We start from the raw sequence: 23704 nt of genomic DNA, 5'->3' as shown, positions 1-23704 counted from the left end.
TCCGACACGCAGGGTGACCAGGCGCGGTACGGTCGGGCCATGGCCCGGCAGGTCACCTCCACGTCGCTGACCCAGGCGGTGGCCGACCACCTGCGGATGCGGATCCACCGCGGCGACGTCAGCCCGGGGGAGCGCCTGCCCGCCGAGCGCGAGCTCGCCGAGCAGCTCGGCGTCGCCCGGATCAGCCTCCGGGAGGCCATCCGTCAGCTGCGCGAGGACGGCTACGTCGAGGTCCGGCGGGGCTCCACCGGCGGCACCTACGTCACCGAGCTGCGCCGCCCCGCCGAGGCGTGGCGGGCCCGGATGCGCGACCAGGCCGGCGAGATCGACGACATCGTCGACTTCCGCATCGCGCTGGAGACCCAAACCGCCGCGCTCGCCGCGCAGCGGTGCACCGAGGTCAGCCTCGCCCCGGTCCAGGACTCGCTCGTCGCGCTGCGCGACGCCATCGGGCGCACCGCGTTCCGCCAGGCCGACTCGCGCTTCCACGTCGCGCTGGCCCGCGCGGCCCGCAACGACCGCCTCACCGACGCCGTCGAGACCGCCCGCGGCGAGCTGTTCAGCCCGCGCGACCTGCTGATGTTCCGCGAGCCGGTCGAGGAGACGCTGCGCGACCACCAGGCGATCTTCGAGGCGGTCCGCGCCGGCGACGCCGACGGCGCGGCCGAGGCGATGCGCGCGCACCTCGAGCGGGCGCGCCGCCAGCTGCGGGCGATCGTCTTCGGGTCCGACGGCGGTCCCGACGACGAGCCCGCGGACGAGCCCGACGACGACCCCGACGACGGCCCCGCTGTCGACCCAGCGTGGTCCCCGGCCTGACCGGGTGACGCCCCGCCTCCTCACACGGGGTTGACACGGTGTGGCGTGGGTCTCCTATTGTCCTCGACGTCCTTGGTCCTCACAGCAGACCAAAGCACGGCTTGCGACCGCACGACGTCGTCGGATCGCCCGTGACGCCCCGTCCTCGGACGTGCCGCCCCGGCTCCCGATCAGCGCGCCGGTGGCCGGATGAGGAGGCATGCCGATGAAGAGCCTCGACGACCGGATCGCGGTGCTCCTGCGCCGCGACCGGCTCCTCGCCCTCGGGGCGACCGTCGCGATGTGGGTGGTGCTGGTGTTCGTCCTCATCGCCTCCGCCCCGACCGTCCCGAGCACCGGGCTGTTCGTGGTGCTCGCCGTCGCGCTCGTCCTGCTCGGCGGCCTGAACACCGCGTCGGCGGCGGCCCTGATCCGCCGCTACCGCCTGGCCAGCGACCAGGTCTACCGCCCGGACATCGAGAACCTCGACGCCCAGCGGGCCGCCCGCGAGCGGGGGATGTCGTGACCGCGGACGGCGGGGGCGCCCCGCCGCGCACGGCCTACGAGCCCCCGCAGCAGTCGGTCGGCGGCCAGCTCCTCGACGCCGTCGTGGTGCTCGTCCTGATCTTCGTGACGCTCTTCGCCACGACCTACATCACCAGCGCCGAGGACGAGGCGACGACCGACACCCGGCCCCTGGCCGAGCTGCCGCTGACGCCCGGCGAGCGCACGCAGTACCAGAAGATGATCGACGCGGGCGTCGCCGACGAGGAGACGATCGCCGCGGGCGTCGAGGCCAACCAGCCGGCCGACGACAAGTACGAGATCGACGTCCTGGCGCTGCTCGGCACGGTCGTGCTGCTGGCGCTGTACCTCGGTTTCGTCTACCGCGTGTCGTTCCGCGAGTACCGCGAGGTCGTCGAGGAGCGGTTCGGCCCCGCCGAACCCTCCCGGCACGACACCGATCCCGGGAGGACGTCATGAGCGCCGTGGCCGTGGTGGAGCTGATCGCGTGGGTGCTCAGCGCGATCATCGCGATCTGGCTGGTCGCCGACCTGCTGCGGATCGGCCGCCAGCACGACGAGTCGTCCCTGGTCAACGCCCCGGACCCGCTCGAGGAGCCGCCGGCGGCCGGTGACGGCGCGGGGGTGAGGTCGGCATGAGCGCCACCGAGGACGCCCCCACCCCGACCGCCGCCGCGGGCGTCGCCGACGGGACCGAGCGCCCCGCCCTGCGCAAGGTGCTCGCCCCGATGCACATCTGGGCGCTCGGCGTCGGCATCGTGCTCGTCGGCGAGTTCATGGGCTGGAACTTCGCCGTCGAGAAGGGCGGCATGTACGGCGCGCTGGTCGCCTGCTGGGTGGTCGGCCTGCTGTACACGTGCATCGTCATGATCAACTCCGAGGTGACCTCGGCGATCCCGGCGGCCGGCGGGCAGTACGCCCAGGCCAAGCACACCGTCGGGCCGTTGATGGCGTTCAACGTGGGCCTGTACCTGACGCTCGCCTACACGATGCTCGAGGCCGCGAACGCCAACGTGCTGAGCTCGCTGCTCACCGCCCTGTCCGGGCTGCTGGGCAGCGAACAGGAGCTCTCGCCGTACCCGTTCGCGGTGCTCGCGATCCTCGCCCTGGCGTTCCTCAACTACCGCGGGGTGTTCGCGTCGCTGACGCTCAACCTCGTCATCACCGGGTTCGCCTTCCTGACGATCCTGGTGCTGTTCATCGGGCTGCAGGCGTGGTCGCCGTCGGCCGAGCTGGACCTCGCGGGCCTCGCCGGCGACGCGACGAACGCGCTGCCCTACGGCTGGATCGGCGTCATCGCCGCCTTCCAGTTCGGCATGTGGTTCTACCTCGGCATCGAGGGCACCGCGCAGGCCGCCGAGGAGTGCCGTTCCGCGCCGCGGTCGGTGCCGCTGGGCAGCCTCGCCGGGATCATGACGCTGATCATCGCGGCGTCGCTGACCTGGTACGTGTGCGCCGGGACGCTGCCCTGGCACTACCTGGGCACGGCGATCACCCCGCTGTTCGACGCCGCGCTCGTGTCCGGGCACGACGTCCTGGTCGTGCTCCTGCTGCTCGGCACGCTGTGCGCGACGCTCGCGTCGGCCAACGGGTGCATCAACGACGCCTCGCGGGCGTGGTTCTCGATGGGGCGCGACCGCTACCTGCCCGAATGGTTCGGCGCGGTGCACCCGCGGTACCACACGCCGTTCCGGGCGATCGTCTTCCTCGTGCCGGTGGCGATCGCGTTCGCGCTGCTCCCGGTGGTGCTCGACGAGCCGACGCTGCTCTCGACGGTGATCACCTTCTCGATCCTGTCGGGGCTGCTGATGTACAGCTTCATGGGCCCGAGCTTCATGCGGTTCCGCAAGCTGTGGCCGCTGGGCACGATCGCGCGCGCCTACACGCTGCCGCTGCACCCGGCGCCGGCGATCGCGCTGCTGGCGCTCTCGGCGGTCGTCTTCTTCGCGACGTTCCTCGGGTACGGCATCGCCCTGCTCTCGATCCTGGCGTTCTACCTGCTCGCCTCGATCTGGTTCGTGGCGCGGCGCTACAAGTACGTCCGCCGGGGCGCCCAGTTCACCGCGGACCTCCCGCGGCCGCAGGGGTACTGAGATGACGACGGTCGTCGTCCTCGTCCTGGTCGCCGCGGGGCTCGCCGCCCTCGCGGTGCTCCACCAGCGGGCCCGCCGGGCCGACGCCGCGCAGCGGTGGGCGCTGTTCTCCGACGTGGTGCCCCTGCTCGACGACGCGCGGCTGGTCGGCGAGCGGGGCGGCTACCCGGTGCTCACCGGGCGCCTCGACGGGTGGCCGGTGACGCTGCGGGTCATCGTCGACGCGGTGGCGCTGCGCAAGCTGCCGGTGCTGTGGGCCGAGGTCGTCGTGCACCGGGCGCTCGCCGTCCCGGGGACGCTCAACGTCCTGCTGCGCCCGACGGGCACCGAGTTCTGGTCGCCCGACTCCGGGTTCGCCCACGAGCTCGTGCCGCCCGCCGGCCTGCCCCGCCCGGCGCGGGTCTCCTGCGCGGGTGCGGGGCGGGCGCCGTCGGTCGGGGTCCTGGCGCCGGCGACCGACATGCTCGCCGGCCCGGCGACCAAGGAGCTCGCGGTGGGCCGCGGCGGGCTGCGCGTGGTGCTGCGGGTCGCCGAGGCCGAGCAGGCGAGCTACCGCTCGACCCGCCGGGCGGTGTTCGACCGCCCGCGCCTGCGTCCCGACGCCCTGACCCGGGCGGTGGCGGCGCTGACCCGTGTCGGGGACCGGGCCGAGGGTGCCGTGGAGGTGGGGTCCTGATGCGCGTGCGTCCCTGGATGGTGCTGCTGGTCGCGGTCCTGCTGCCGGGCTGCGGCCACGTCCTGATGCGCCTGCCGATGCGCGGACTGATGTTCGCCTTCTACACGCTGCTGCTCGGCGTCATCACCTGGAACCTGACGACGCCGGACATCTCGCTGGTCGGTCGCCTGGCCGGCGGGCTGTTCGTCTACGCGGTGAGCGTGTTCGACGCCTACACGTGGGCGGTGCGCCGGGCGCACGCTCCGGTCGACGTCTCCCCGCAGGCAAACTAGTTTCCCCAGAGTAGGTCGACCCGGTCCTCTCCCGACGCAGGAAGGCTGAGTCCCATGTGCGGCATCATCGGTCTGCACCTCCGCGACCCCGAGCTCCATCCGAGGCTCGGCGCCCTGCTCGACGACATGCTCTGCGGTGTCTCCGAGCGCGGGCCCGACTCGGTGGGGGTCGCGGTCTACGGCGACGAGCATCGCAACCCACCCGGCCACAGCGCGGTGTCCGTGCTGCGCGCGCCGGGGGACCTGGACGTCACGGTGGGCGGGCTGCTGCCCGGGCAGCCGGCCGTCACGGCCACCCGCGCCGGCGACACGACGGTGCTGACCGCGGCGGTGGCCGCCGAGGCGCTGGCGGCGGCGGTCTCCGCGGCGGCCCCCGACGCGCTGGTCGTCGGGCGGGGCGACGACCTCGTCGTCTACAAGGGCGTCGGCCACCCGTCCGACCTCGCCGTCACCTACGGGCTGCGCGAGGTCACCGGCTGGCAGGGGCTCGCGCACACGCGCATGGCCACCGAGTCCGCGATCGTCCCCGAGGGCTGCCACCCCTACTCGGTGGGCCCGAACCAGTGCCTGGTGCACAACGGGTCGTTCTCCAACCACGCGACCGTGCGCCGCGACCTGCAGCGCCAGGGCGTGCGCTTCGACTCGGAGAACGACTCCGAGGTCGGCGCCCGGTTCGTGGCGGCGTGCCTGGCCGAGGGCGACGACCTCGAGAAGGCGCTGCTGCGGCTGGGGGAGACCTTCGACGGCTTCTACACGCTGCTGGTCACCACCGACGAGGGGTTCGCCGTGGTCCGTGACGAGATCGCCTGCAAGCCGGCGGTGATCGCCGAGCACCCGCGCTGGGTGGCGATGGCCTCGGAGTTCCGGGCGCTCGCCGACCTCCCGGGCATCGGCGAGGCCCGGGTCACCGAGCCCGACCCCGGCAAGGTCTACACATGGCAGCGCTGAGCCGGTCGGAGGCGGAGGAGCGGGCCCCGCGGCCCGTGACCGTCGACCTCCGCGAGACCGGGGTGCGGGCCCTCAATGCCGAGCTGCACAAGCCGACCGCGGCGGCCTACGAGGTGCTCAACCCGCTGGGGGCGCACTCGATCGCCGCGGGCGTCGACCACGAGATCGACGTGCACGTCCGCGGCAACGCGGGCTACTTCTGCGCGGGGATGAACCAGCGCGGCCGCGTCGTCGTCGACGGCTCGGCGGGCAACGGCGTCGCCGAGAACATGATGTCGGGGTCCGTCCGGGTGCGCGGCGACGCGTCGCAGTCGGCCGGGGCCACGGGGCGCGGCGGCCTGCTGGTGATCGAGGGCCGGGCGTCGATGCGCTGCGGCATCTCGATGAAGGGGATCGACATCGTCGTCGGCGGCGACATCGGCGCGATGGGCGCGTTCATGGCGCAGGCGGGACGTCTCGTGGTGTGCGGCGACGTCGGCGACGGGCTCGGCGACTCGATCTACGAGGCGCGGATCTACGTGCGCGGCCGCGTCGGCACGCTCGGGGCGGACTGCGTCGAGAAGGAGATGCGCGACGAGCACCGCGCCGAGCTCGCGGAGCTGCTCGCGGCGGCCGGGTTCGACCACCCCGTCGACGAGTTCCGCCGCTACGGGTCGGGCCGGACGCTGTACCACTTCACCAGCGAGCACTCGGGGAGCTACTAGAGATGAAGGATCCCTCCGAGCGGGGCCTGCGCGAGTCGGCCACCTTCGACCGCGCGAGCATCGCGGCGATCCAGCACGCGGCGCGCACCGGGGTGTACGACATCCGGGGCTGGGGCGCCAAGCGTGCCGTGCCGCACTTCGACGACCTGCTCTTCCTCGGGGCGTCGATGTCGCGCTACCCGCTGGAGGGCTACCGCGAGCGCTGCGACACCGACGTGGTGCTGGGCGACCGCCACGCGACCCGGCCGCTGCACCTCGACATCCCGGTGACGATCGCGGGGATGAGCTTCGGCGCGCTCTCGGCGCAGGCCAAGGAGGCGCTGGGGCGGGGCGCGTCGGAGGTCGGGACGTCGACCACCACCGGTGACGGCGGCATGACCGACGAGGAGCGCGGCGAGTCGAAGACGCTGGTCTACCAGCTGCTGCCGAGCCGGTACGGGATGAACCCCGCCCACCTGCGGGCCGCCGACGCGATCGAGGTGGTGCTCGGGCAGGGCGCCAAGCCCGGCGGCGGCGGGATGCTGCTCGGCCAGAAGATCTCCGACCGGGTCGCCGAGATGCGCACCCTCCCGCCCGGCATCGACCAGCGCTCGGCGTGCCGGCACCCGGACTGGACCGGCCCCGACGACCTCGCCATCAAGATCGGCGAACTGCGCGAGATCACCGACTGGGAGAAACCGGTCTACGTCAAGGTCGGCGCGACCCGCACCTACTACGACGTCAAGCTCGCCGTCGCCGCCGGCGCCGACGTGGTCGTCGTCGACGGCATGCAGGGCGGCACCGCCGCCACCCAGGAAGTGTTCATCGAGCACGTCGGCATCCCCACCCTGGCCGCGATCCCGCAGGCGGTGCAGGCGCTGCAGGAGCTCGGGCTGCACCGCAAGGTCCAGCTCATCGTCTCCGGCGGCATCCGCACCGGCGCCGACGTCGCCAAGGCCATGGCCCTCGGGGCCGACGCGGTCGCGATCGGGACCGCGGCGCTGGTCGCGCTCGGCGACAACGACCCGCAGTACGCCGCCGAGTACGAGGCGATCGGGTCGGCCGCGGGCTACTACGACGACTTCCAGGACGGCCGCGACCCGGCCGGGATCACCACCCAGGACCCCGAGCTCGCCGCCCGCCTCGACCCCGTCGAGGGCGGCCGGCGGGTGGCGAACTACCTGCGGGTGCTCACCATGGAGGCCCAGACGCTGGCGCGGGCGTGCGGCAAGGCCCACGTGCTGCACCTCGAGCCCGAGGACCTCGTCGCCCTCACCATCGAGGCCGCCGCCATGGCCCGCGTCCCCCTGGCGGGCACCAGCTGGATCCCGGGCCAGGGGTTCTGAGCTCTACGGTGCGGGGCGTGACCGACGATCCCGTGATGACCCACATCGGCGCCGCGACCGAGCTGTACCGCGCCGGCGACGTGGACGGCGCGCGCGCCTCGTTCGCGGAGCTCTGGCGCGGCGCGGTGGCCGACGACGACGCGTTCCACCGCTGCGTGGTCGCGCACTTCGCCGCCGACGCCGAGCCCGACGTCGAGCAGGAGCTGGCGTGGGACCGCCGCGCGCTGGAGGCGGCCGACGAGGTCACCGAGGAGCGCGCGCAGGAGTTCCACGCGTCGCTGGACGTCGCGGGCTTCTACCCGTCGCTACACCTGAGCCTGGCCGACGACCTGCGCCGGGTCGGCGACGACGACGGGGCGCGCAACCACCTGGCCCGTGCGCAGGAGGTGCTCGGGGTGCTCGGCGACGACCCGTACGGGCAGGCGGTCCGCGGGGTCGCCGAGCGTCTCGCCGCGCTGTACGACGCGGAGCGGGTCGTCACCGCCGCCCGGGTGATCGCGGCCCCGGCGGCGACGGTGTTCGAGCTGATCGCCGACCCGGCCCGCCAGCCTGAGTGGGACGGCAACGACAACCTCGCGCAGGCCGCGGACGGGCAGCGCGTGCGGGCCGTCGGCGACGTCTTCACGACGCGGCTGACCATGGGCGCGGAGCGCGAGAACCACGTCGTCGAGTTCGAGGAGGGCCGGCTCGTCGCCTGGACGCCCTCCGACCCGGGCCGGACGCCGCCGCCCGGGCACCTCTGGCGCTGGGAGCTCCAGCCCCTCGCCCCGGATCGCGACGGCACGGCCCGCACGGCCGTCCGGCACACCTACGACTGGACGCACCTCGTCGACGAGCACCGCTTCGACCGCGCCCGGGCCACCACCGCCGAGCGGCTGATGGGCTCGCTCGACCGGCTCGCCGCCGCGGCCGAGAGCGCCTGAGCCTGCGCTCGACCCGTGTCCTGGGGACACGGGTCGGGAGGGGCGCTGCCGGCTCCGCGCTGGAGGTGCCGGTTCGGGTCGGTGGACCCGTGTCCTGGGGACACGGGTCGGGGAGGGGCGCTGCCGGCTCCGCGCGCTCGTGCGTCGGCCCGACGGCGGCGGGCTCAGGGACCGAGGTCCTCGACGAGCCGGTTGAACACCTCGGGCAGTTCGAGGTTGGTGAGGTGCCCGGTGCGCGGGAGCACCGCCAGCCCCGCGTCCGGCAGGGTCGCCGCGAGCATGAGGTTCGCGTCGAGGGCGTCGCGGTCGGAGTCGCCGACGACGAGCAGCGTCGGCACGGTCATCGTCGCCAGCTCGTCGCGGAGGTCGTAGAGCGAGGGCCGCGCGGCCTGGACTCCGCGCATGGTCAGCGCCGCGCCCGTGGGGTCGTGCTCGGCGAGGACGCGCAGGTGCTCGTCGTGGGCCGCGGGGTCGCGGCGGCGCAGCGGCCGGCGCGCCGGACGGTTGCCGTAGTCGGCGGCGACGGCGGCGCTGCCCTCGCGGTCGTAGGCGTCGGCGAGGGCGAGCGCGTCGGCGCGGAAGGCCTCGGTGTGGTCGGGGTGAGCGCCGTAGCCGCAGCCGGCGACGACCAGGGCGACGCAGCGCTCGGGGTGGCGCAGCCCGAGGTGCAGGGTCGCGAAGCCGCCCATCGAGTTGCCGACCACCACGGCGCGCCCGATCCCGAGGCCGTCGAGCACCGCGAGCGCGTCGGCGACGGCGTGGTCCTGGGAGTAGGCGGCCGGATCGGTCGGCACCGACGAGGGCGGGTAGCCGCGCGCGTCGTAGGTGACGCAGCGCCGGTGCGCCGCGAAGTGCGCGACCTGCGGCGCCCAGGAGCGGTGGTCGCCGCCGAACTCGTGCACGAACAGGATCGGCGGCCGGGCGGTGTCCTCCGGCCCGTGCACCTGCACCGCGAGCTCGACACCGTCGGGAGTGATCACGCCCGCTATTTCACACCGCCGCGGCGCTTCGGGTCCCAGGCCAGCTCGAGGTTGCGGATGATGGCGGGGGAGTACATGCAGCGCGCCTGGCCGATGGCGAGGTTGGCCATGTAGTGCCGGAAGGTCTCGAGCGGCTCGACTCCCACGCGCATCTGGGTGCGGTTGGCGTTGACGCCGACCGGTCCGGTCGCGGTCAGCGCGTCGACGGCGTCGTCGATCGCGTCCTGCATGCCCACCTCGTCGACGGCGAGGTCGTCGACGATCAGGCGGCCCTCGGGGGAGTCGACGTAGATGTCGCGGTTGAAGAAGATGCCCTGCCGGGCGACCTTCTCGCCGACGAACCGGGGCAGGCGCATGTTGCCGCAGCCGGGCAGGAAGCCCTCGCGGCGCGCGGGCAGGTTGACGTAGGCCCCGGAGCGGGCGACCACGCGGTCCATGACCAGCAGGAACTGGCAGCCGCCGCCGATGGCGAAGGTGTCGACCGCGGCGATCCACGGCTTCTCGTGGCGCCGCTCGACGATGCTGACCTCGCCGGTGCCGAGCGAGTGCCCGCGGTACCACTTGGTGAGCAGCCCCAGCTCGCGCTCGACGAAGAACTCGATCAGCGAGACCTCGCCGTGGTAGAGCCGGGTGAGGTTGACGCCGGTGTCGAAGACGCGGCGGCCGGCGTACCGGGGGTGCTCGGACTCGGCGCCGCGCAGCACCCCGACCTCGATCCGGTCGTCGAGCAGCACGAGGTCGGTGGCGGTCTCCATCGCCGCGGTGGACTCGTCGTCCTCGGCGTTGAGGTACTTCTGGTGGGCGATCGTCAGGTGGCCGACCGCGCCGTGCCGCTCGAGCCGGCACGTGCCCAGGTCGACCCGGTCGGTCTGCCGGAACTCCTCCAGCAGCGCGAGCGCCTCGCGGCGCGGCTGGGCCATGGCGTGCATCAGGTGGTAGCCGGTCCGGGCGTTGTCGAGGACGCGCGCCAGGAAGATGCCCTGGTCGACCTCCCAGCCCTCCTTGTCCTTCTGCGGGTGGCGGCGCTCCTGCGCGATGCGCTCGCGGGTCGGCGTCAGGCCGGGCACCAGCTCGGCGGCGGCGTAGGTGAGCTCGGCGGCGCGCAGCGTCCGGGTGCCCCCGTCGGTGAGGGCGTCGTAGACGGCCTCGAGATGACGGTCGAGGAAGCGCTCGCGGGCGGCCCGGCCCCGCTCGAGCACGGCCGTGGCCTGGTCCTGCTGCTCGGTGTTCCGGTCGGGGCGCGGCGGGAGCGCCGCCAGCTCGCCGTCGAGGACGCCGAGGAGGTCCGAGAGGGAGGCGGCGTCGCGGTCGAGGTCCGCGGGCGCGTCGGTGAGGGTCATGACGTCTCCTTCGACGTCCGGGGGTCCCGGCGCCCGGCGGCCTCGGCGACGGCGTCGACGATGCTCGTGTAGCCGGTGCAGCGGCAGATGTTGCCGGCCATCTCGGCGCGGATCGTCTCGCGGTCGAGGTCGGGATCGGTGTCGAGCAGGTGGGCGGCGGTCATGAGCATCCCGGGGGTGCAGGCGCCGCACTGCAGGCCGTGGCACCGCGAGAACGCCTCCTGCAGCGGGTGCAGGGTGCCGTCGTCGGCGGCCAGCCCCTCGACGGTGGCGACCGCCGCCTCGTCGGCCTGCACGGCGAGCATCAGGCACGCGCGCACCGGCTCGCCGTCGACGAGGACCGTGCAGGCACCGCAGACGCCGTGCTCGCAGCCGACGTGGGTGCCGGTCAGGCCCAGGTCGTCGCGCAGCGCGTCGACCAGGGTCCGGCGGGGCTCGACGTCGAGGCGGTGCCGCTCCCCGTTGACCGCCAGCGTGATCTTCATGCGGACTCCCGGACGGGACGGGGGTGCCCGGCGAGGTCGGCGAGCGCCCGGAGGGTCATCTGCTCGGTCAGCGCGCGGCGGTAGCCGGCGCTGCCGTGCAGGTCGGAGGCCGGGTCGACGTCGTCGGCGGCGGCCGCGGCGAGCAGCGCGACCCGGTCGGCGGAGAAGTCCCCGTCCACCGTGGCGAGGTCGCCGGCGTCGACGAGGTGGGGCACACCGGCGACGCCGCCGACGACGATCCGCACCCGCTCGCCGAAGCGCGCGGCGGCCACCGAGACGACCGCGAAGTCGCCGTGGCGGCGGGCGAACTCGGCGAACCCCCAGGCGTCGGGCACCGGCAGCTCGACGCTGGTGATCATCTCGGTGTCGGCGAGGTCGCTCTGCAGGGCGCCGACGAACAGCGCGGCGGTGTCGACCCGGCGGGTGCCGGAGGGGCCGCTGACCTGCACGGCGCCGTCGCACGCGCGCAGCACGGCGGGCAGCTCGGCGGCGGGGTCGGCGTGCGCGAGGCTGCCGCCGAGCGTGCCGCGGCTGCGGATGGCCGTGTGCCCGATCCAGCGGGCGGCCTCGGCGGCGAGCGGGTGCAGCCCCTGGCCGGCGAGCGCGAGGTGGCGCACCAGCGCGCCGGCGTGCAGCACCCCGTCACGCAGGTCGAGGCCGGCGAGGTCCGGGATGCGGTTGACGTCGACGAGCACGGCGGGCCGGGCCAGGCGCAGCGCGAGGACCGGGACGAGGCTCTGGCCGCCGGCGAGGATCTTGCCCTCGTCGCCGGCGGCCTGCAGGGCGTCCACGGCGTCGGGGACGCTCGTCGCGCGGTGGTAGTCGAACGGCGGGCACTTCACGGGTGCATCAGCTCCCAGACCCGCGCCGGGGTGACGGGCAGGTCGTCGATCTCCACGCCCAGGGCGTCGGCGAGCGCCCCGGCCACCACCGCGTTCGGGGCGAGCGTGCCGCCCTCGCCGACACCGCGGACCCCGGTCGGGTTGGCCGCCGGGGTGCTGACGTGGCCGATGCGCAGCTCGGGGATCTCGCCGGCGGTGGGCATGAGGTAGTCGAGCAGGGTGCCGGTCGTCAGGTTGCCGGCGTCGTCGTAGACGAGGTGCTCGTACATCGCCCCGCCGATGCCCTGCGCGATCGAGCCGGCGATCTGCCCGTCGACGATCACGGGGTGGACGATCCGGCCGGCGTCCTCGACGCACACCCAGTCCAGGATGCCGATCTCGCCGGTGGCGGGATCGAACTCGAGGGCGGCGATCTGGGCGCCGGCGGCGAACGCCCCGCGGATCGGGTCGTAGAACTTCGTGCCCTCGAGGCCGGGCTCGAAGCCCTCGGGCAGGCGGTCGGACTGCAGGTAGGCCACCTTCGCGACCTCGGCCAGCGAGATGATCGGCTTCGCCTGGCCGGCCATGAACACCTGCCCGCCGCGCAGGTCCAGGTCCTCGACCGGGGCCTCCTTGAGCGCGGCCGCGAGCGCGAGGGCCTTGCCGCGGACGTGCTCGCCCGCGAGGTGGGCGGCGCCGCCGCCGATCACGGCCTGGCGGGAGGAGAAGGCCCCGAACCCCCACAGCGACTCGTCGGTGTCGCCGATGCGGACCTCGACGTCGCCGAAGTCGACGCCGAGCGCGTCCGCGACGACCTGCGCCATCGTCGTCTCGAGACCCTGGCCCTGGGAGGTCACGCCGGAGAACACGGTGACCGCACCGTCGGGGTTGATCCGCACGGTGCAGGCGTCGTGGCCGGTGCGGAACGCCATGCGCGGCCCGGCCGACGCGGCGCGTCCGAGGCCGGTGAGCTCGTTGTAGAGCCCGACGCCGATCCCGAGCGGCCGGCCGCCCTCGACGCGGCGCCGGGTCTGCTCGGCGCGCCAGCGGTGCAGATCGAAGGTCTCGACGGCCTTGTCGAGGCAGGCCTCGTAGGCGCCGGAGTCGTCGACCAACCGGGACGGCATCTTGTACGGGATGTCGGCGGGGAGGATGAGGTTGCGGCGGCGCAGCGCGATCGGGTCCATCCCGAGCGCGCGGGCGCCCGAGTCCATCAGCGCCTCCATCGCGAACACCGTCGAGGGCCGGGCGACGCCGCGGTACGGGCCGGACGGGCTGGTGTTGGTGGCGACCCCGCGGACGGTGCACTCGTAGTCCGCGAGCTTGTAGGGGCCGGTGAGCAGGCCGCCCGCCATGAGCGGCTCGATGCCCGCGGTCCACGGGTAGACCGAGTACGCGCCGGCGTTGCACCGGACGTCGGCCTTCACCGCGAGCAGCTCGCCGTCGGCGGCGAACCCCGCGCGCAGGACGTAGCGGTGGTCGCGGGCGTGGGTGGCCGCGAGCAGGTGCTCGACGCGGTCCTCCACCCACTTCAGCGCCGTGCCGGGCATCGCCATGGCCATGAGGCACAGCGCGACGTCCTCGGGGTAGAGCACGGCCTTGACGCCGAACCCCCCGCCGACGTCGGGGGCGATGACGCGGATGTTGCCCTCGGGCAGGTCGAGCAGCTCCGCGAGCTGGGTCCGCACGATCCAGGGCACCTGGGTGCCCGACCAGAACGTCAGCTTCCGGTCGGCGGCCTCGTAGCGGGCGACCCCGGCGCGGCACTCGATGGGGTTGCCGCCGTGGCGGTTGGTGGTGAGCTCCCGGTCCACGATCACCGCGGCCCCGGCGAGCGCGGCGTCGACGTCGCCCGCGCGGAAGGTCCGGGAGAGCAGCACGTTGTCGGGCGCCTCGTCGTGCACCGGGTCGGTCGGCGCGGCCCACGCGCACACCGTCGGCGTCAGCGGCTCGTAGTCGACGACCACGGCCTCGGCGCCGTCCTCGGCGACGTAGCGGTCGGCGGCGACGACGGCGGCGACGGCCTCCCCGGCGAAGCGGACCTTCCCGCGCGCCAGCGGCGGCTGGTCGGTCTCGACGTAGCCGGGCAGGGCCGACTGCGCCCGCAGCGCCACCGGTCCGATCGCCGGGTGCTCGCCGGTGAACACCGCGGACACGCCCTCGACCTCGAGCGCCTCGGCGGTGTCGACGCCGGTGATCCGCCCGTGGGCGACGGGGCTGCGCACGAACGCGACGTGGCGCATCCGCGGCAGCGCGAGATCGGAGACGAAGCGGCCCCGCCCGGTGAGCAGGCGCGCGTCCTCCTTGCGGCGCACGGGGGTGCCGCTGGCGGGGAGGTGGTCCATCGCCGGTCCCTCGCTCATGGCATCGCGAAGCCGCCGTTGACCGAGACGACCTGGCCGGTGGTCCAGGACGAGCACGGCGAGGCGAGCAGCAGGATCGTCGGGGTCACGTCCTCGGGGCGCCCGAGGCGGCGCAGCGGGTAGAGCGCGGTGATCTTCTTCAGGCGCTCGTCGTCGGTGCCGCCCGCGTGGTCGGAGAACCGGTCGGTCTGCACCAGGCCGATCGACACCGCGTTCGCGCGGATGCCGTGGCGCGCGAGCTCCTTGGCCAGCGACTTCGTCAGCCCGAGGGTCGAGCTGCGGGCGGTCGCGGTGACGGTGAGCCCCGACTCGCCGACGCGCCCCGAGTCGCCCATCAGCGAGACGATCGCGCCGCCGCCGTGCTCGGCCATGCGCCGGGCGACGGCGTGCGAGATGCGCACCGTGCCGGTGACGGTCACGTCGATCTCGGCGGCGAACTCGTCGGCGGAGCGCTCGAGGAACCGGCCGCGGCTGGTCACCGCCGCGTTGTTGACGAGCACGCCGATCGGCCCGAGCTCGGACTCGACCGTCGTCACCGCCCGCGCCACCGCCGCGTCCTCGCGGGTGTCGACGGCGACCGCGATGGCCTTCACCCCGGCGGCGCGGGCGGCCTCGGCGGCCTCCTCGGCACCCGCGGACGAGGTGTTGTAGCCGAACGCGACCTGGGCGCCCTCGGCGGCGAAGGCCTCGCCGATGGCGCGGCCGAGGCCCTGGCCGGCGCCGGTGACCAGCACGGTGGTGCCGGCGAGCTGCAGATCCATGGCTCTCCTAGACGACGGTGAAGCGGCGCCGGCCGCTGACGGTGACGATCCGGCCGAACGCGAGGCCGGGGAAGTGGGCGGCGGCGACGAGGTCGCCGGTGTCGGCGACCTCGTCGGCGAGGCGGTGGCGCACCGCCTGCGCGGCGACGGGGTCGACGTCGAACACGGCCTGCCAGTCGGGTTCCTCGAGCTCGACCACCGAGTGCGCGACGTCGCCGATGAGCAGGGCGCGCTCCCCGCGGCTGGAGACGACGTAGCTGGTCGAGCCGGGGGTGTGGCCCGGGGTCGGGCGGGCGTCGAGCCCGGGGGCGACCGTGTGCTCGGCGTCGAACGTCGCGAGGCGCTCGCGCAGCGGCGCGAGCTTGCGCACCGCGCCGGGGTCGGCGTCGGCGGCCTCGACGAAGTGCGCCCAGTCCGCCTCGTGCACGCGGTAGGTGGCCCGGTCGAAGACCACCTCGCCCCTGCTGGTGGCCCAGCCGACGTGGTCGAAGTGCAGGTGGGTGAACACCACGTCGGTGACCTCGTCGGTGGTGACGCCGAGCGCGGCGAGGGCGTCGGGGAAGCCGCCGCCCGCGTAGTGGTCGTTGTGGATGCGGCCGACGCCCGCGTCGACGAGCACGAGCCGGTCGCCGGTGCGCAGGAGGAAGCCGCCGAGGGTCAGCTCGAGGTTCCCGTGCGCGTCGAGCCGGTCGGGGTGGCAGGCCCACCGGTCGCCGCCCGGCGCGGTGAGCACCTCGCGGGCCCGCTCGCGTCCCGTCCCGTCGATCACCGGGACGATCTCGAGGTCGCCGACCCTCATGCGCTCACCCCGGCGCCGGTGAGCAGCCGCGCCAGCTCGAAGCGCTTGATCTTCCCGGAGCCCGTGCGCGGGATGACGTCGACGTGGTGGAAGGCGGCGGGGACCTTGAACCCCGTGAGGTGCTCCCGGCAGTGCGCCGCGACCGCGTCGAGGTCCGGCTCACCGACCACGAAGGCCACCGGCTCCTCGCCGAGGTCGGGGTGCGCGCGGCCGACGACGGCGGCGTCGCCCACCCCGGGCGCCCGGAGGAGCACGGCCTCGATCTCGGCGGGGTAGATGTTCTCGCCGCCCCGGATGATCATCTCCTTGGTGCGGCCGGAGATCGTGAGGTAGCCGTTCGCGTCGGCGCGCGCGAGGTCGCCGGTGCGGTACCAGCCGTCGACCAGGACGTCGGCGGTCTGCTCGGGACGGTTCCAGTAGCCGCGCATGACACCCGGCCCGCGCACCCACAGCTCGCCCTCGCCGCCGGGCGGCGCGTCGGTACCGGTGGCGGGGTCCACCAGCCGGACCGCGAGCCCGGGCAGCGGCAGCCCGCACGACCCGTACGGCCGCGTCCCGTGCGGCCAGTTCATCGCGACCATCGTCGAGGTCTCGGTGATGCCGTAGCCGTCGAGCAGCTGCACGCCGAACTCCCGCTCGAAGGTCTCGTTGACCGACGCGGGCAGGATCGCGCCGGCGGAGACCGCCATCCGGAGCCGGTGTCGTGGGCGGTGATCGGCGGCCTGCAGCAGGTAGGAGAAGTGCGTCGGGACCCCGGGCAGGACCGTGTAGCCGTCGCCGAGCATCTCGAGGATCCGCGTGGGGGAGAACCGCGGCAGGATGCGCTCGCTCGCCCCCGTCGCGACGATCCCCAGCACGCACATGTCCAGGGCGTAGGAGTGGAACAGCGGCAGCCCCGAGAGCACGGTCTCGCCGGGCCCGAGGCCGACGATCGGCGCCCAGCACGCGGCGACCACCCACAGGCAGCTGCGCAGGCTCAGCTCGACGCCCTTGGGGCGCCCGGTGGTGCCGGAGGTGTAGAGCATGAACGCCGTGGCGTCGAGGTCGACGGGGTCGGGCGCCGGTGTCGCGGGGTCGGTGGCGAGGAGGTCCTCGTAGTCCCCGCCGACGACGATCGTGGTGAGGTCCGGGCCCAGGAGTCCGGCGTGCGCCACGTCGGTGACCACCACGCGGGCGCCGCTGTCGGCGAGCATGAAGGCGAGCTCGGCGGGCGCGGCGTCCGGGTTGAGGCACACCGCGATCGCGCCGGCGCGCGGGACCGCGAGGTAGGTCTCCGCGACCTCGACCGCGTTGCCCATCACCATCGCGACGCGGTCGCCGGGCGCCACCCCGAGCGCGGCCAGGTGGCCGGCGAGCCTGCGGGTCGACGTGGCGAGCTCGGCCCACGTCACCGACCGCACGTCGTCGGCGAACGCGACGTCCGCGGGGCGTGCGGCGGCATGGCCCTCGAGCAGGGCGTGGAGGGGCCGGATCACCTCGGTTCGCAGCATCGCGCCTCCCGGGCTGATGAACGCTCGTTAGTCCGACCGTAGCGAGCGTCACGTGCGGTCCACAAGGCTCACTAACGCTCGTTCGTCGTGGCACGATGTCCGCCGTGAGCACGGACCCGGCCGACCTCGCGGTGCGGCGCGCGACCCGGACGGCCCTGACCCCCGACGTCGTCCTCGACGCCGCGCTCACGCTGTTCGCCCGGCGCGGCTACCACGGCACGGCGCTGAGCGAGATCGCCGAGGTCCTCGGGGTCCGCACGCCCAGCCTCTACAACCACATGGGCTCGAAGCACGACCTGCTGCGCACGATCGTCGACCGCACCACGGCCGACGTCCTCGCCGACTTCCACCGGGTCCTCGACCCCGACGCCCCGCCCACCGAGCAGCTCCGCGAGGCCACGCGCGTCTACGTCCGCCGCCACGCCACGCACCGCCGCGAGGCGCTCGTGGTCAACCGCGACACCGGGAGCCTCGCCGAGCCCGCCTTCGGCGAGATGCAGGCCCGCCGCCGCGAGCACGAGCACGCGCTGCGCGCCGTGATCGCCCGCGGTGTCGCGGCCGGCGACTTCCGGGTCGAGTCAGCGGCGCTCGCGTCCTTCGCCATCCGCGAGATGAGCGTGAGCGTCGCGCGGTGGTTCTCCCCGGAGGGGGCGCTGAGCGCCGAGGCCGTCGCCGAGCAGTACAGCGCGTTCGCGCTGCGCATCGTGGGTGCCTAGCGGCGTGCGGGCGCCCGCCGGAGGCGTTGGCGCAGCCACGTCCACGCGCCGGTGCACCACAGCGCCCACGCGACGAGCAGCGGCTGGAAGAGCAGCCGCACCCCGCGCGCGGCGTCGGTGTCGAGCCCGAACGCCGAGCGACCCTCGACGAACTGCGCGATGTTGCCCGGGAAGATCGCGACGAAGAAGGCCGCGACCACCAGGCCGACGACCGCGCGCCGCCGGACCAGCAGGAGCAGGGCCAGGCCGAGGACGATCTCGACCACCCCGGACACGACGACCACCGCGTCGGGGTCCGCCGGGAACCACGACGGCACCTGGGCGCGGAACGTCTCCCGCGCGGCGGTGAGGTGCGCGACGCCGGCGGCGGTGAAAAAGAGGCCGAGCAGGACGCGGGCGACGGTGCGGATCACCGGCCCTCCTCGGCGCGGAACAGCGCGGCCAGCGCGCGGGTGAGCGCGTCGTACGTCTCGTCGTCGAGCCGGGTGCGCAGACGCTCGTCGACCGCGGTGACGACGCCCGTCCCGACCCGCCGCAGGCGCGCGCCCTCCGCGGTGACGTGGAGCTCGGCGGTGCGCCCGCGTCCCGGGTCGGTGTCGCGCGCCACGGCGCCGCGCTGCTCGAGGGCGGTGAGCGTGGCCTGCATGCTCTGCGGCGTGACCCCGGTGCGCCGGGCGAGCTCGCTGTACGACAGGCCGGGGTCCGGGGCGAGGTGGCCGAGCGCGGACAGGTGGCGCACCGCGATCCCCTCCGTCCTCAGCGCGGCCTCGACCTCGTCGCGGACCCGGCGCCCGAGCGCCATCGGCAGGAACGCCCCGCTGACCGGCGGCGGTCCGGCGGCCTCGCCCACGGTGACGCCCCCTCACGGATCGGGTGACAGTCCCACGGTAAGCAGTTCCAGTCAGGCTGAAACCACGGAGGCGGTCGTGAACGCGATCGGGGGGTGGGCGGCGCCCGTGGCGCCGGCGCCCGTCAGATCTGGGCGAAGCCGCCGTCGACGGCCAGCTCGGAGCCGTTGACGTAGCTGGAGGCGTCGGAGGCGAGGAAGACGGCCGCCGCGGCGATCTCGTCGGGCTCGGCCAACCGACCGAGCGGGACCGAGGCCGTGGCGGCGGCCAGGTCGTCGGGTGGGACGAGGTCGAGCAGGCCCTGCGTGCGGGTGCCGCCGGGCGAGAGCACGTTGATCCTGAACCGGCGGTCGCCCGCGCTGTGGGCGAACCCGCGGACCAGGTTGCGGATCGCCGCCTTGGTCGCCCCGTAGACCGGCAGGAACGACTCGGGTCGCGAGGCGGCCGTCGAGCCGGTGAGGATGATCGACGCCCCGGGTGACAGCAGCGGCAACGCCTTCTGGACCGTGAACAGCGAGCCCTTGACGTTGGTGGTGAACATCGCGTCGAACTGGTCCTCGGTGATCTTCCCCAGCGGGGCGGCGATCCCGATCCCGGCGTTCGCGACGAGGACGTCGATCCGACCCGCCTGCTCGGCGACCGTCGCGTAGAGCGCGTCGAGCTCGTCGAGCCGGCCCACGTCGCACCGGACCCCGGTCACCTCGGGGCCGAGCTCGGCCTCGACGGCGTCGAGCTGCTCCCGGCGACGACCGGTGACGAACACCCGCGCGCCCTCGGCCCGGTATGCCCGTGCGATCGCCAGGCCGATGCCCGCGTTCGCCCCGGTGACCACGGCGACCTTGCCCTCCAGCACCGTCATGCCCTGCTCCGCTCCCCGTTGTTGACCGGACGGTCCAGAACCTTGCCTGGACCGGACGGTCAAGAACGAGGTCGGCGTCGTGCCGCGGGTCACGGCGGGGGCGCTCAGGGGGCCGGGAGGAGGCGGTCGAGCAGTGTCGCGGCCATGGCCGACAGGGCGGCCGGGTCCTGGCCGACCCGGCCGAGCACGAGGAGTCCGAGCTGGCCGGCGAGGACGGCCCGGGCGGTCTCGACCGGATCGACCCGGGTCGCGACGTCGCCCTCGCGCTGGGCGCGCCGGACCGCGTCGGCCAGGAGGGCGACGGTCGCCGCGTAGCTGCGCCGGGCCTCGGCGGCGACCTCGGGCGTGCTCGCCGAGAGCTCGACCGCCGTGTTGGCGAGGAGGCATCCGCGGCGGGTCGCCTCGCCGCTCGGGTCGCGGGCGAACCCGTCGACGAAGTCGCGGATCACCTCGATGCCGCGCTCGGCCCGGTCGAGCCGCTCCCGCAGCATGCGGTCGTTGGCCTCGTCGTACTCGCGCAGCACGCGCAGGAACAGGCGCTGCTTGTCGCCGAAGGCGCCGTAGAGGCTTCCCTTGCCCAGTCCGGTGGCCGCGAGCAGGGTCTCGAGCGACGTGCCGGCGTAGCCGTGGTCCCAGAACGCCGCCCGGGCGGCCGAGAGCGTGCGCTCCTCGTCGAACTGGCGGGGACGCGGCACGGTCCGACGGTACCGGGTTGTGGACGGGTCGGTCCAATATCCCGTGGCTCGCCGACCTCACGCCGAACGTATCGCCCGACCGGGCGGGTCGTTATCTCTCCGTGACCAGACGAGAGCACGCGACGTCCCGTGGCCTGTCCCGGTACGTGGTCACGGCAGTGAGCATCTTCGTGCTCGCGCTGCTGCTCGTGACCGGGGCGGAGCTGGTCATCGGGCACCCGCTCTCCGGCGGGGCCGGCGGGACGTCGATGGGCGCGCTGTTCGTGACGCCCGACGACTGATCCGCGGGGGTGCTCCTCCCGGGCGATGTGGTCGCCCCGCCGGAGCACCCGCAGCGATCAGGACGGCCTGCTGATCAACACTCCGGGGAGAACACCGCCCACACGCGTCCCGGCTCGTCGACGGCGCGCAGGTCGAGCCCGTAGCCGTGCCGCCGCGCGATCGCGGCCGCCTGCTCGCCGTTGACGCTGCGGATGGTCAGCCCCACCGGCCGGTCGCGCAGGACCAGCGCCGCGAGCTGCTGATCCAGCCGGCCCATCTCGAACCCGGCCGTCCACTGGTCGGTGCCCTCGAGCATCGCGCGCCCTCCTCAGTCGTCCGATGGCCTCCGGCCTCGTGAGTGATGTGGGCCGTCGGGACGACCCATATCACTCACCTGGCGAAGCCATCCCAGTGTTGACCCTGCTCGCCATGCGTGTCTACAGTCATCGCCGTCAGATATATCAGTTGGCTACGATGAGGATCGCGAATGTCGATCACTGTCGCACCCGGAGGTCGCACCGTCCCGGTGCTCGACCGGTCGCTCGCGCAGGCCGACCCGGAGGTCGCCGCCGCCGTCGACCGTGAGCTCCGCCGTCAGGACGGCACGCTCGAGATGATCGCGAGCGAGAACTTCGCGCCGCTCGCGGTGATGGAGGCCCAGGGCTCGGTCCTGACCAACAAGTACGCCGAGGGCTACCCCGGCCGGCGCTACTACGGCGGCTGCGAGCACGTCGACGTCGTCGAGCAGCTCGCGATCGACCGCCTGAAGGCCCTCTTCGGTGCCGGGTTCGCGAACGTCCAGCCGCACTCCGGCGCCCAGGCGAACGCCGCGGTGATGGCCGCGCTCCTCGAGCCCGGCGACACCATCCTCGGCCTCGCACTGGCGCACGGCGGCCACCTCACCCACGGCATGCACCTGAACTTCTCGGGGCGCCTCTACGACGTCGCGGCCTACCACGTCCGCGCCGACGACCACCGCGTCGACATGGCCGAGGTCGATGCGCTGGCCCACGAACGGCGCCCGAAGCTGATCATCGCCGGCTGGTCGGCCTACCCGCGCCAGCAGGACTTCGCGGAGTTCCGCCGGATCGCCGACGAGGTCGGCGCCTGGTTCATGGTCGACATGGCGCACTTCGCCGGCCTGGTGGCCGCGGGCCTGCACCCCTCGCCGGTGCCGCATGCGCACGTGGTCACCTCGACGACGCACAAGACCCTCGGCGGCCCGCGGGGCGGCGTGATCCTCTCCGCGGACACGGAGCTCGCGAAGAAGCTCAACTCCAGCGTCTTCCCCGGCCAGCAGGGCGGCCCGCTCGAGCACGTGATCGCCGCGAAGGCCGTGGCGTTCAAGCTCGCGGGCGAGCCGGAGTTCCGCGACCGCCAGGTCCGCACGCTGGCCGGCGCCCGCATCCTGGCCGACCGGCTGCTCGCCGAGTCCGGCGTCGGCGTCGTCTCCGGCGGCACCGACGTCCACCTGGTCCTGGTCGACCTGCGCGACTCCGAGCTCGACGGCAAGCAGGCCGAGGACCGCCTGCACCGGGTCGGCATCACGGTCAACCGCAACGCGGTCCCCTTCGACCCCCGCCCGCCGATGGTCAGCTCCGGCGTCCGCATCGGCACCGCCGCGCTCGCCGCGCGCGGCTTCGACGACGACGACTTCGTGATCGTCGCCGACGTGATCGCCCGGGCCCTGCGCCCGCAGGTCACCGACACCGAGCTGGACGCGCTCGCCGCGCGCGTCGCCGCCCTCGCCGCCCGCCACCCCCTCTACCCGGAGCTGCAGGCATGACGACCGCACCCCTCCCGCCGGGCGCCCACCTGCCCGAGCACCCCGACCACCTCTGGGACGACGCCGAGCCGAAGAAGGTCTACGACGTCGTCGTCGTGGGCGGCGGGGGCCACGGCCTCGCGACCGCGCACTACCTCGCCAAGAACCACGGCATCACCAACGTCGCGGTGCTCGAGAAGGGCTGGCTCGCGGGCGGCAACATGGCCCGCAACACCACCCTGATCCGCTCGAACTACCTCTGGGACGAGTCGGCGGGCATCTACGAGCACGCGCTGCGGCTGTGGGAGGGCCTCGAGGACGACCTCGGCTACCCGATCCTGTTCAGCCAGCGGGGCGTGCTCAACCTCGCGCACACCGAGCAGGACGTCCGCGACTCGGTGCGCCGCGTCGAGGCGAACAGGCTCAACGGGATCGACGCCGAGTGGCTCGGGCCCGACGAGGTGGCGAAGGTCTGCCCGATCGTCAACGTCTCGGCGGACATCCGGTACCCGGTCCAGGGGGCGACGTTCCAGCCCCGCGCGGGCATCGCGAAGCACGACTACGTCGCCTGGGGCTTCGCCCGCCGCGCCAGCGAGGCCGGCATCGACATCATCCAGGACTGCGAGGTCACCGGCTTCGTCACCGACGCCGACCGGGTCACCGGGGTCCGCACCACGCGCGGGACCATCGCCACCGGCACGGTCGCCCTCTGCGCGGCCGGGCACACCTCGGTGCTGCTCGACATGCTCGGCGTCCGCGCGCCGCTGCAGTCGCACCCGCTGCAGGCGCTGGTCTCCGAGCTGCTCGAGCCCGTGCACCCGACGATCGTCATGTCGAACGCGGTGCACGTGTACGTCTCGCAGGCCCACAAGGGCGAGCTCGTGATGGGCGCCGGCGTGGACTCCGCCAACGGCTACGGGCAGCGCGGCGCGTTCCACATCATCGAGCGCCAGATGGCCGCGGCCGTCGAGCTGTTCCCGGTGTTCGCCCGCGCCCACCTGCTGCGCAGCTGGGCCGGCGTCGTCGACGTCACCCCGGACGCGAGCCCGATCGTCGGCGCGACGCCCTACGAGAACGTCTTCCTCAACTGCGGCTGGGGGACCGGCGGCTTCAAGGCGACCCCCGGCCTGGGCTGGGCGTTCGCCGACACCGTCGCCCACGGCCGCCCCCACCCCCTCGTCGCGCCGTTCGGCCTCGACCGCTTCGTCACCGGAGCCCTCGTCGACGAGCACGGCGCCGCCGCCGTGGCCCACTGAGG

Annotated in this window: 28 protein-coding genes; 15 read left to right on the top strand and 13 right to left on the bottom strand. The window is 74.1% G+C overall.

What is annotated here, in order from left to right; all coding sequences use genetic code 11:
• Positions 1-39: 39 nt before the first annotated feature.
• The 11 genes from ACFPK1_RS19645 to ACFPK1_RS19595 all read left to right on the top strand — a co-directional run bounded on the left by ACFPK1_RS19645 (position 40) and on the right by ACFPK1_RS19595 (position 8263).
• Entirely contained in the window at positions 40-819 is a 780-nt protein-coding gene (locus tag ACFPK1_RS19645) for a FadR/GntR family transcriptional regulator (RefSeq protein ID WP_378022622.1), read from the top strand.
• Between the two features lie 205 nt (positions 820-1024).
• Complete coding sequence (locus ACFPK1_RS19640; RefSeq protein ID WP_378022621.1) at positions 1025-1324, top strand: hypothetical protein; 300 nt, start codon at positions 1025-1027, stop codon at positions 1322-1324.
• Positions 1321-1782 (top strand): hypothetical protein, encoded by a 462-nt coding sequence (locus ACFPK1_RS19635; protein ID WP_378022620.1) that lies wholly within the window; start codon positions 1321-1323, stop codon positions 1780-1782. Before ACFPK1_RS19640 ends, ACFPK1_RS19635 begins: the two co-directional genes overlap by 4 nt.
• Positions 1779-1961 carry a hypothetical protein gene (locus ACFPK1_RS19630; RefSeq protein ID WP_378022619.1) on the top strand — a complete coding sequence of 61 codons (183 nt, stop codon included), beginning with the start codon at positions 1779-1781 and terminating at the stop codon, positions 1959-1961. The genes ACFPK1_RS19635 and ACFPK1_RS19630 overlap by 4 nt, the downstream gene beginning before the upstream one ends.
• Complete coding sequence (locus ACFPK1_RS19625) at positions 1958-3415, top strand: APC family permease (protein ID WP_378022618.1); 1458 nt, start codon at positions 1958-1960, stop codon at positions 3413-3415. The genes ACFPK1_RS19630 and ACFPK1_RS19625 overlap by 4 nt, the downstream gene beginning before the upstream one ends.
• Before the next feature lies 1 nt (position 3416).
• Positions 3417-4091: a hypothetical protein gene (locus ACFPK1_RS19620; protein WP_378022617.1), complete on the top strand. Its 675-nt coding sequence runs from the start codon at positions 3417-3419 to the stop codon at positions 4089-4091.
• Complete coding sequence (locus tag ACFPK1_RS19615) at positions 4091-4363, top strand: hypothetical protein (protein ID WP_378022616.1); 273 nt, start codon at positions 4091-4093, stop codon at positions 4361-4363. The genes ACFPK1_RS19620 and ACFPK1_RS19615 overlap by 1 nt, the downstream gene beginning before the upstream one ends.
• Before the next feature lie 54 nt (positions 4364-4417).
• Positions 4418-5311, top strand: coding sequence for a class II glutamine amidotransferase domain-containing protein (locus tag ACFPK1_RS19610; RefSeq protein WP_378022615.1), 894 nt, complete (start codon positions 4418-4420; stop codon positions 5309-5311).
• Positions 5299-6015 carry a GltB/FmdC/FwdC-like GXGXG domain-containing protein gene (locus tag ACFPK1_RS19605; protein ID WP_378022614.1) on the top strand — a complete coding sequence of 239 codons (717 nt, stop codon included), beginning with the start codon at positions 5299-5301 and terminating at the stop codon, positions 6013-6015. The genes ACFPK1_RS19610 and ACFPK1_RS19605 overlap by 13 nt, the downstream gene beginning before the upstream one ends.
• Before the next feature lie 2 nt (positions 6016-6017).
• Entirely contained in the window at positions 6018-7340 is a 1323-nt protein-coding gene (locus tag ACFPK1_RS19600) for an FMN-binding glutamate synthase family protein (protein ID WP_378022613.1), read from the top strand.
• Between the two features lie 17 nt (positions 7341-7357).
• Complete coding sequence (locus ACFPK1_RS19595) at positions 7358-8263, top strand: SRPBCC family protein (RefSeq protein ID WP_378022612.1); 906 nt, start codon at positions 7358-7360, stop codon at positions 8261-8263.
• Positions 8264-8427: 164 nt separating this feature from the next.
• Here the strand turns inward: ACFPK1_RS19595 and ACFPK1_RS19590 are convergent, their stop codons facing one another.
• From ACFPK1_RS19590 to ACFPK1_RS19555, 8 genes are read right to left on the bottom strand one after another with little or no spacing between them, the layout of a single operon-like run.
• Complete coding sequence (locus tag ACFPK1_RS19590) at positions 8428-9243, bottom strand: alpha/beta fold hydrolase (protein ID WP_378022611.1); 816 nt, start codon at positions 9241-9243, stop codon at positions 8428-8430.
• Between the two features lie 5 nt (positions 9244-9248).
• The gene (locus tag ACFPK1_RS19585; RefSeq protein WP_378022610.1) at positions 9249-10583 is read right to left on the bottom strand and encodes an enoyl-CoA hydratase/isomerase family protein; all 1335 of its coding nucleotides are present in this window, start codon (positions 10581-10583) and stop codon (positions 9249-9251) included.
• Positions 10580-11068 (bottom strand): (2Fe-2S)-binding protein, encoded by a 489-nt coding sequence (locus tag ACFPK1_RS19580; RefSeq protein ID WP_378022609.1) that lies wholly within the window; start codon positions 11066-11068, stop codon positions 10580-10582. Before ACFPK1_RS19580 ends, ACFPK1_RS19585 begins: the two co-directional genes overlap by 4 nt.
• The gene (locus tag ACFPK1_RS19575) at positions 11065-11910 is read right to left on the bottom strand and encodes an FAD binding domain-containing protein (RefSeq protein WP_378022608.1); all 846 of its coding nucleotides are present in this window, start codon (positions 11908-11910) and stop codon (positions 11065-11067) included. Before ACFPK1_RS19575 ends, ACFPK1_RS19580 begins: the two co-directional genes overlap by 4 nt.
• The gene (locus ACFPK1_RS19570) at positions 11907-14234 is read right to left on the bottom strand and encodes a xanthine dehydrogenase family protein molybdopterin-binding subunit (RefSeq protein WP_378022607.1); all 2328 of its coding nucleotides are present in this window, start codon (positions 14232-14234) and stop codon (positions 11907-11909) included. Before ACFPK1_RS19570 ends, ACFPK1_RS19575 begins: the two co-directional genes overlap by 4 nt.
• A 14-nt stretch (positions 14235-14248) precedes the next feature.
• Positions 14249-15013, bottom strand: coding sequence for an SDR family NAD(P)-dependent oxidoreductase (locus ACFPK1_RS19565; protein ID WP_378022606.1), 765 nt, complete (start codon positions 15011-15013; stop codon positions 14249-14251).
• 7 nt (positions 15014-15020) lie between these two features.
• Positions 15021-15812, bottom strand: a complete 792-nt coding sequence (locus ACFPK1_RS19560; protein ID WP_378022605.1) for an MBL fold metallo-hydrolase — start codon at positions 15810-15812, stop codon at positions 15021-15023.
• Entirely contained in the window at positions 15809-17302 is a 1494-nt protein-coding gene (locus tag ACFPK1_RS19555) for an AMP-binding protein (protein ID WP_378022604.1), read from the bottom strand. The genes ACFPK1_RS19560 and ACFPK1_RS19555 overlap by 4 nt, the downstream gene beginning before the upstream one ends.
• Before the next feature lie 104 nt (positions 17303-17406).
• On the opposite strand from ACFPK1_RS19555, the gene ACFPK1_RS19550 reads away from it, so the two are divergent.
• Positions 17407-18018, top strand: coding sequence for a TetR family transcriptional regulator (locus ACFPK1_RS19550; protein ID WP_378022603.1), 612 nt, complete (start codon positions 17407-17409; stop codon positions 18016-18018).
• On the opposite strand, the gene ACFPK1_RS19545 is transcribed toward ACFPK1_RS19550, so the two are convergent.
• The 4 genes from ACFPK1_RS19545 to ACFPK1_RS19530 form a co-directional block, all read right to left on the bottom strand.
• Positions 18015-18431 carry a DoxX family protein gene (locus ACFPK1_RS19545; protein ID WP_378022602.1) on the bottom strand — a complete coding sequence of 139 codons (417 nt, stop codon included), beginning with the start codon at positions 18429-18431 and terminating at the stop codon, positions 18015-18017. The two genes, ACFPK1_RS19550 and ACFPK1_RS19545, sit on opposite strands and share 4 nt — an antisense overlap.
• Positions 18428-18868, bottom strand: a complete 441-nt coding sequence (locus ACFPK1_RS19540; protein WP_378022601.1) for a MarR family winged helix-turn-helix transcriptional regulator — start codon at positions 18866-18868, stop codon at positions 18428-18430. The genes ACFPK1_RS19545 and ACFPK1_RS19540 overlap by 4 nt, the downstream gene beginning before the upstream one ends.
• A 122-nt stretch (positions 18869-18990) precedes the next feature.
• Complete coding sequence (locus ACFPK1_RS19535; RefSeq protein WP_378022600.1) at positions 18991-19725, bottom strand: SDR family NAD(P)-dependent oxidoreductase; 735 nt, start codon at positions 19723-19725, stop codon at positions 18991-18993.
• Positions 19726-19829: 104 nt separating this feature from the next.
• Positions 19830-20420, bottom strand: a complete 591-nt coding sequence (locus ACFPK1_RS19530) for a TetR/AcrR family transcriptional regulator (protein ID WP_378022599.1) — start codon at positions 20418-20420, stop codon at positions 19830-19832.
• Positions 20421-20578: 158 nt separating this feature from the next.
• On the opposite strand from ACFPK1_RS19530, the gene ACFPK1_RS19525 reads away from it, so the two are divergent.
• Entirely contained in the window at positions 20579-20701 is a 123-nt protein-coding gene (locus ACFPK1_RS19525) for a hypothetical protein (RefSeq protein WP_378022598.1), read from the top strand.
• A gap of 74 nt (positions 20702-20775) precedes the next feature.
• Here ACFPK1_RS19525 and ACFPK1_RS19520 read toward each other — a convergent pair whose 3' ends face one another.
• Positions 20776-20997, bottom strand: coding sequence for a hypothetical protein (locus tag ACFPK1_RS19520; RefSeq protein ID WP_378022597.1), 222 nt, complete (start codon positions 20995-20997; stop codon positions 20776-20778).
• A gap of 171 nt (positions 20998-21168) precedes the next feature.
• Between ACFPK1_RS19520 and glyA the strand changes: the two genes are divergently transcribed.
• Positions 21169-22467 carry a serine hydroxymethyltransferase gene (gene glyA / locus ACFPK1_RS19515; protein ID WP_378022596.1) on the top strand — a complete coding sequence of 433 codons (1299 nt, stop codon included), beginning with the start codon at positions 21169-21171 and terminating at the stop codon, positions 22465-22467.
• Positions 22464-23702 (top strand): sarcosine oxidase subunit beta family protein, encoded by a 1239-nt coding sequence (locus ACFPK1_RS19510; RefSeq protein WP_378022595.1) that lies wholly within the window; start codon positions 22464-22466, stop codon positions 23700-23702. Before glyA ends, ACFPK1_RS19510 begins: the two co-directional genes overlap by 4 nt.
• Positions 23703-23704: the final 2 nt, after the last annotated feature.

Origin of the sequence: Actinomycetospora rhizophila, assembly GCF_042657905.1 — a bacterium.
Classification (GTDB): domain Bacteria; phylum Actinomycetota; class Actinomycetes; order Mycobacteriales; family Pseudonocardiaceae; genus Actinomycetospora; species Actinomycetospora rhizophila.
This window is presented reverse-complemented; position numbering and strand designations above follow the sequence as displayed.